The 6,362-nt window shown below is 64.8% G+C and carries 6 protein-coding genes; all 6 read left to right on the top strand.

The window, feature by feature from the left end; genetic code table 11:
* The coding region (locus FFS27_RS06330) for a 4-hydroxy-tetrahydrodipicolinate reductase (protein WP_272483163.1) at nt 1-243 on the top strand (243 nt) is incomplete at its 5' end.
* Nucleotides 244-425: 182 nt separating this feature from the next.
* Complete coding sequence (gene carA / locus FFS27_RS06325; protein WP_003095209.1) at nt 426-1,562, top strand: glutamine-hydrolyzing carbamoyl-phosphate synthase small subunit; 1,137 nt, start codon at nt 426-428, stop codon at nt 1,560-1,562.
* A gap of 11 nt (nt 1,563-1,573) precedes the next feature.
* Complete coding sequence (gene leuE, locus FFS27_RS06320) at nt 1,574-2,224, top strand: leucine efflux protein LeuE (protein WP_003095208.1); 651 nt, start codon at nt 1,574-1,576, stop codon at nt 2,222-2,224.
* Between the two features lie 19 nt (nt 2,225-2,243).
* Nucleotides 2,244-5,465: a carbamoyl-phosphate synthase large subunit gene (gene carB, locus FFS27_RS06315; RefSeq protein ID WP_003095207.1), complete on the top strand. Its 3,222-nt coding sequence runs from the start codon at nt 2,244-2,246 to the stop codon at nt 5,463-5,465.
* Nucleotides 5,462-5,938 (top strand): transcription elongation factor GreA, encoded by a 477-nt coding sequence (greA, locus tag FFS27_RS06310; RefSeq protein ID WP_003095206.1) that lies wholly within the window; start codon nt 5,462-5,464, stop codon nt 5,936-5,938. Before carB ends, greA begins: the two co-directional genes overlap by 4 nt.
* Before the next feature lie 10 nt (nt 5,939-5,948).
* A complete protein-coding gene (locus tag FFS27_RS06305) occupies nt 5,949-6,356 on the top strand; it encodes a DUF4149 domain-containing protein (protein ID WP_003109321.1) in 408 nt (135 codons plus the stop codon).
* The last annotated feature ends 6 nt before the right edge of the window (nt 6,357-6,362 follow it).

Raw genomic sequence — 6,362 nt, 5'->3', positions numbered from 1 at the left:
TACGGGCGTGAGGCGCAGACCGGCGCGCGGGCGCGGGAAACCATCGGCTTCGCCACCGTGCGCGCCGGCGACGTGGTGGGCGACCACACCGTGCTGTTCGCCGCCGAGGGCGAGCGCGTGGAGATCACCCACAAGGCTTCCAGCCGCATGACCTTTGCCCGTGGCGCGGTGCGTGCGGCGCTGTGGCTGGAGGGCAAGGAGAACGGCCTGTACGACATGCAGGATGTGCTCGGCCTACGCTGAGACGCTGCCGCACGTCGTCTTATTGGTGGACCGGAATGTCGCGATTCTGTAAACTACAGCTTTAGTGTGTCCACTAAAAGCAGCGCAGCATGAATCGAAAAAAAGCGGGATGACTCTTCACGGTGTCATCCCGCTTTTTTACACCTGCGCGACCAGTCAGGCTTGATTTACGGGAGGTCTTCTTGACTAAGCCAGCCATACTTGCACTTGCCGACGGCAGCATTTTTCGCGGTGAAGCCATCGGTGCCGACGGCCAGACCGTTGGCGAGGTGGTGTTCAACACCGCCATGACCGGCTACCAGGAAATCCTTACCGATCCTTCCTACGCCCAGCAGATCGTCACCCTGACCTACCCGCACATCGGCAATACCGGTACCACCCCGGAAGACGCCGAGGCCAACCGCGTCTGGGCCGCCGGCCTGATCATCCGCGACCTGCCGCTGATCGCCAGCAACTGGCGCAGCAAGCAGTCGCTGCCTGACTACCTGAAAGCCAACGGCACCGTCGCCATCGCCGGCATCGATACCCGTCGCCTGACCCGCATCCTCCGCGAGAAGGGTTCGCAGAACGGCTGCATCCTGGCTGGTGCCGACGCTACCGAGGAACGCGCGCTGGAGCTGGCTCGCGCCTTCCCCGGCCTGAAGGGCATGGACCTGGCCAAGGAGGTCACCACCGCCGAGCGCTACGAGTGGCGCTCCAGCGTCTGGAACCTGGAAAGCGACAGTCATCCGGAGATCCCGGCCGGTGAACTGCCGTATCACGTGGTGGCCTACGACTACGGCGTGAAGCTGAACATCCTGCGCATGCTGGTGGCGCGCGGCTGCCGCCTGACCGTGGTGCCGGCGCAGACACCGGCCAGCGAAGTGCTGGCGCTGAACCCTGACGGCATCTTCCTTTCCAACGGCCCCGGCGACCCCGAACCGTGCGACTACGCGATCCAGGCGATCCGCGAATTCCTCGATACCGAGATCCCGGTGTTCGGCATCTGCCTCGGCCATCAGTTGCTGGCCCTGGCCTCTGGCGCCAAGACCCTGAAGATGGGCCACGGGCACCACGGCGCCAACCACCCGGTGCAGGACCTGGACAGCGGCGTGGTGATGATCACCAGCCAGAACCACGGTTTCGCGGTCGACGAGAGCACCCTGCCGGACAACCTGCGAGCCACTCACAAGTCGCTGTTCGACGGTACCCTGCAGGGTATCGAGCGCACCGACAAGGTCGCTTTCAGCTTCCAGGGCCACCCCGAGGCGAGCCCCGGTCCGCATGACGTCGCCCCGCTGTTCGACCGCTTCATCTCGGCGATGGCCGAGCGTCGCTGAGGAGCAGAGCCATGCCGACCCTGGGGATAACCGATTTCTGGACCTACGTGCTGGGTGTGGTTTTCGTGATCCTGTTGCCCGGACCGAACTCGTTGTTCGTCCTCGCGACTTCGGCCCAGCGTGGCGTGGCGACCGGCTACCGGGCCGCCTGCGGCGTGTTCCTCGGCGACGCGGTGCTGATGCTGCTGTCGGCCCTCGGCGTGGCCTCCCTGCTGAAGGCCGAGCCGATGCTGTTCATCGGCCTGAAGTACCTCGGTGCGGCCTACCTGTTCTATCTCGGCGTCGGCATGCTGCGGGGCGCCTGGCGCAAGCTGCGCAATCCCGAGGCGACGGCGGCGCAGGCCGAACAGGTGGATGTCCACCAGCCGTTCCGCAAGGCGCTGCTGCTCAGCCTGTCGAATCCCAAGGCGATCCTGTTCTTCATCTCCTTCTTCATCCAGTTCGTCGATCCCGGCTATGCCTATCCGGGCCTGTCGTTCCTGGTGCTGGCGGTGATCCTGGAACTGGTCAGCGCCCTTTACCTGAGCTTCCTGATTTTCACCGGTGTGCGGCTGGCGGCCTGGTTCCGCCGGCGGCAACGGTTGGCTGCCGGCGCCACTTCGGGCGTCGGCGCCCTGTTCGTCGGCTTTGGTGTGAAGCTGGCCACCGCAACCCTGTCCTGATTATTGCAACGAGAGTCCCATGCCAAAACGTACAGACATAAAGAGCATCCTGATCCTCGGTGCCGGCCCCATCGTGATTGGCCAGGCCTGCGAATTCGACTACTCCGGCGCCCAGGCCTGCAAGGCCCTGCGCGAGGAGGGCTACCGCGTCATCCTGGTGAACTCCAACCCCGCGACCATCATGACCGATCCGGCGATGGCCGACGCGACCTACATCGAGCCGATCAAGTGGGCCACCGTGGCCAAGATCATCGAGAAGGAACGCCCCGACGCGCTGCTGCCGACCATGGGCGGCCAGACCGCGCTGAACTGCGCCCTGGACCTGGAGCGCCACGGCGTGCTGGAGAAGTTCGGCGTGGAGATGATCGGCGCCAATGCCGATACCATCGACAAGGCCGAGGACCGCTCGCGCTTCGACAAGGCGATGAAGGATATCGGCCTGGCCTGTCCGCGCTCGGGCATCGCCCACAGCATGGAGGAGGCCTACGGCGTGCTCGAGCAGGTCGGCTTCCCCTGCATCATCCGTCCGTCCTTCACCATGGGCGGCACCGGCGGCGGTATCGCCTACAACCGTGAAGAGTTCGAAGAGATCTGCGCCCGTGGCCTCGACCTGTCGCCGACCAACGAGCTGCTGATCGACGAGTCGCTGATCGGCTGGAAGGAATACGAGATGGAGGTGGTCCGCGACAAGAAGGACAACTGCATCATCGTCTGCTCCATCGAGAACTTCGACCCGATGGGCGTGCACACCGGTGACTCGATCACCGTGGCGCCGGCGCAGACCCTGACCGACAAGGAATACCAGATCATGCGCAACGCCTCGCTGGCGGTATTGCGCGAGATCGGCGTGGAAACCGGCGGTTCCAACGTGCAGTTCGGCATCTGCCCGAACACCGGGCGCATGGTGGTGATCGAGATGAACCCGCGGGTTTCCCGCTCCTCGGCCCTGGCCTCCAAGGCCACCGGTTTCCCGATCGCCAAGATCGCCGCCAAGCTGGCGGTCGGCTACACCCTCGACGAACTGCAGAACGACATCACCGGCGGTCGCACCCCGGCGTCGTTCGAGCCGGCCATCGACTACGTGGTGACCAAGATCCCGCGCTTCGCCTTCGAGAAGTTCCCGAAAGCCGATGCCCGCCTGACCACCCAGATGAAGTCGGTCGGCGAAGTCATGGCCATCGGCCGGACCTTCCAGGAGTCGGTGCAGAAAGCCTTGCGTGGCCTGGAAGTCGGCGCCACCGGCTTCGATCCGAAGCTCGACCTGAACGACCCGGAGGCCGACAGCATCCTCAAGCGCGAGCTGACCGTGCCCAGCGCCGAGCGTGTCTGGTACGTCGCCGACGCCTTCCGCGCCGGCAAGAGCGTCGAGGAAGTGTTCGAGCTGACCCGCATCGACGAATGGTTCCTGGTGCAGATCGAGGACCTGGTCAAGGACGAGGAGAAGGTCAAGACCCTCGGCCTGTCCTCCATCGATCGCGAGCTGATGTACAAGCTCAAGCGCAAGGGCTTCTCCGACGCGCGCCTGGCCAAGCTGCTAGGCGTCACCGAGAAGAACCTGCGCAGCCATCGCCACAAGCTGAAGGTGCTGCCGGTCTACAAGCGTGTCGATACCTGCGCCGCCGAGTTCGCCACCGACACCGCCTACATGTATTCGACCTACGAGGAAGAGTGCGAGGCCAACCCGTCGAGCCGCGAGAAGATCATGATCCTCGGCGGCGGTCCGAACCGCATCGGCCAGGGCATCGAGTTCGACTACTGCTGCGTGCACGCGGCGCTGGCGATGCGCGAAGACGGCTACGAGACCATCATGGTCAACTGCAACCCGGAAACCGTCTCCACCGACTATGACACCTCCGACCGCCTGTACTTCGAGCCGGTGACCCTCGAGGACGTCCTTGAGATCGTCCGCGTCGAGCAGCCCAAGGGCGTGATAGTCCAGTACGGCGGCCAGACCCCGCTGAAGCTCTGCCGCGCCCTCGAAGAGGCCGGCGTGCCGATCATCGGCACCAGTCCGGACGCCATCGACCGTGCCGAAGACCGCGAGCGCTTCCAGCAGATGGTCCAGCGCCTGAACCTGCGCCAGCCGGCCAACGCCACCGCGCGCAGCGAAGACGAGGCCCTGGCCGCGTCCAAGGCCATCGGTTATCCGCTGGTGGTACGCCCGTCCTACGTGCTGGGCGGGCGGGCGATGGAAATCGTCTACCAGGAAGAAGAACTCAAGCGCTACATGCGCGAGGCGGTGCAGGTTTCCAACGACAGCCCGGTGCTGCTCGACCACTTCCTCAACTGCGCCATCGAAGTCGACATCGACGCGGTATGCGACGGCGAGATCGTGGTGATCGGCGCGATCATGCAGCATATCGAGCAGGCTGGCGTTCACTCCGGCGACTCCGCCTGTTCGCTGCCGCCGTACTCGCTGCCGCAGCACATCCAGGACGAGATCCGCGAGCAGGTCAAGAAAATGGCCCTGGAGCTTGGCGTGGTCGGCCTGATGAACGTGCAGATGGCGGTGCAGGGCGAGGATATCTTCGTCATCGAGGTCAACCCGCGCGCCTCGCGTACCGTGCCGTTCGTCTCCAAGTGCGTCGGCGAGTCGCTGGCCAAGGTCGCCGCCCGCGTCATGGCCGGCAAGACCCTGGCCGAGGTCGGCTTCACCCAGGAAATCATCCCGCCGTTCTTCAGCGTCAAGGAAGCGGTGTTCCCGTTCGCCAAGTTCCCCGGCGTCGATCCGATCCTCGGCCCGGAAATGAAGTCCACTGGTGAAGTGATGGGCGTCGGTGATAGCTTTGCCGAAGCCTTTGCCAAGGCTCAATTGGGGGCCAGCGAGATCCTCCCGACCGCCGGTTGCGCCTTCATCAGCGTCCGCGAAGACGACAAGCCGTTCGCCGCCCAGGTGGCTGGCGACCTGGTCGCGCTGGGCTTCGAAGTGGTAGCCACCGCCGGTACCGCGCGTGTCATCGAGGCCGCAGGCCTGCCGGTGCGTCGCGTGAACAAGGTGACCGAAGGTCGCCCGCACGTGGTGGACATGATCAAGAACGACGAGGTCACCCTGATCATCAACACCACCGAGGGCCGGCAGTCCATCGCTGACTCCTACTCCATTCGTCGAAACGCCCTGCAGCACAAGATCTGCTGCACCACCACCATTGCGGGTGGGCAGGCGATCTGTGAGGCGCTCAAGTTCGGTCCCGAGAAGACCGTTCGGCGTCTGCAGGATCTCCACGCAGGAATCAAGGCATGAGCAAGTTCCCCATGACCGTCCAGGGCGCCCGCGCCCTGGAAGAAGAAGTGAAACACCTGAAGGGCGTGCTGCGCCCGCAGATCAGCCAGGCCATCGCCGAAGCGCGTGAACTGGGCGACCTCAAGGAAAACGCCGAGTACCATGCGGCGCGCGAACAGCAGGGCATGGTCGAGGCGCGTATCCGCGACATCGAGGCCAAGCTGTCCAACGCCCAGGTCATCGATGTCACCGCCATCCCGCACAGCGGCAAGGTGATCTTCGGCACCACCGTCGACATCGCCAACGTCGAGACCGACGAGACCGTGACCTACCAGATCGTCGGCGACGACGAGGCGGATATCAAGGGTGGCAAGATCTCGGTGAATTCGCCGATCGCCCGTGCGCTGATTGGCAAGACCGAGGGCGATGCCGTGCTGGTGAGAACCCCGGGCGGCGACGTCGAGTACGAGATCGTCGAGGTTCGCCATATCTAAGCGCGCCCCGTTGCGCGCAGGCGCGATCAGTTGGCTGCTGGCCCAGACGTTCTGGGTCGGCGGCCTCTGGTTGCTGCAGTTCGTGGTCCTGCCTGCGTTGGCCAAGACCGGACTGGCGCCGCTGCTGGTGGAAACCGTAGCCGCGGCGTTGACGCCGCTGCTGATCGGCTTCGCCGGATTCTGTGCGGTGCTGCAAGCGCTGGTGTTGGTGTCGAGCCACGGGCCGAGGAGCCTTTGGCGAGACCTTCGCGGTCAGTTGTTGCTCGCCGTCGCGCTGCTCTGCCTGGTGTATTTCCTGGTGCGTGGGCTGGCGCCCGAGGCGGTGCGCTGGCTGCTGTTCAACTACCTGGCGGTGGCGATGTGTGGCCTGCTGCTGGTGTTGCAGCCGGTACCGGGGCGGGACGAGGAAGGCGTCTGAACCAGG

The sequence above is a fragment of the Pseudomonas sp. 2VD genome, from assembly GCF_005503585.1.
Lineage (GTDB): Bacteria > Pseudomonadota > Gammaproteobacteria > Pseudomonadales > Pseudomonadaceae > Pseudomonas > Pseudomonas aeruginosa.
Note: the sequence above shows the minus strand (reverse complement) of the source record. Positions and strands in the feature narration are given on the sequence as shown.

Excerpts from the sequence above, each read along its gene's own strand:
- leuE (WP_003095208.1), top strand. The coding sequence starts at position 1,574 with ATGCCGACCCTGGGGATAACCGATTTCTGGACCTACGTGCTGGGTGTG.
- carB (WP_003095207.1), top strand. The coding sequence starts at position 2,244 with ATGCCAAAACGTACAGACATAAAGAGCATCCTGATCCTCGGTGCCGGC.
- greA (WP_003095206.1), top strand. The coding sequence starts at position 5,462 with ATGAGCAAGTTCCCCATGACCGTCCAGGGCGCCCGCGCCCTGGAAGAA.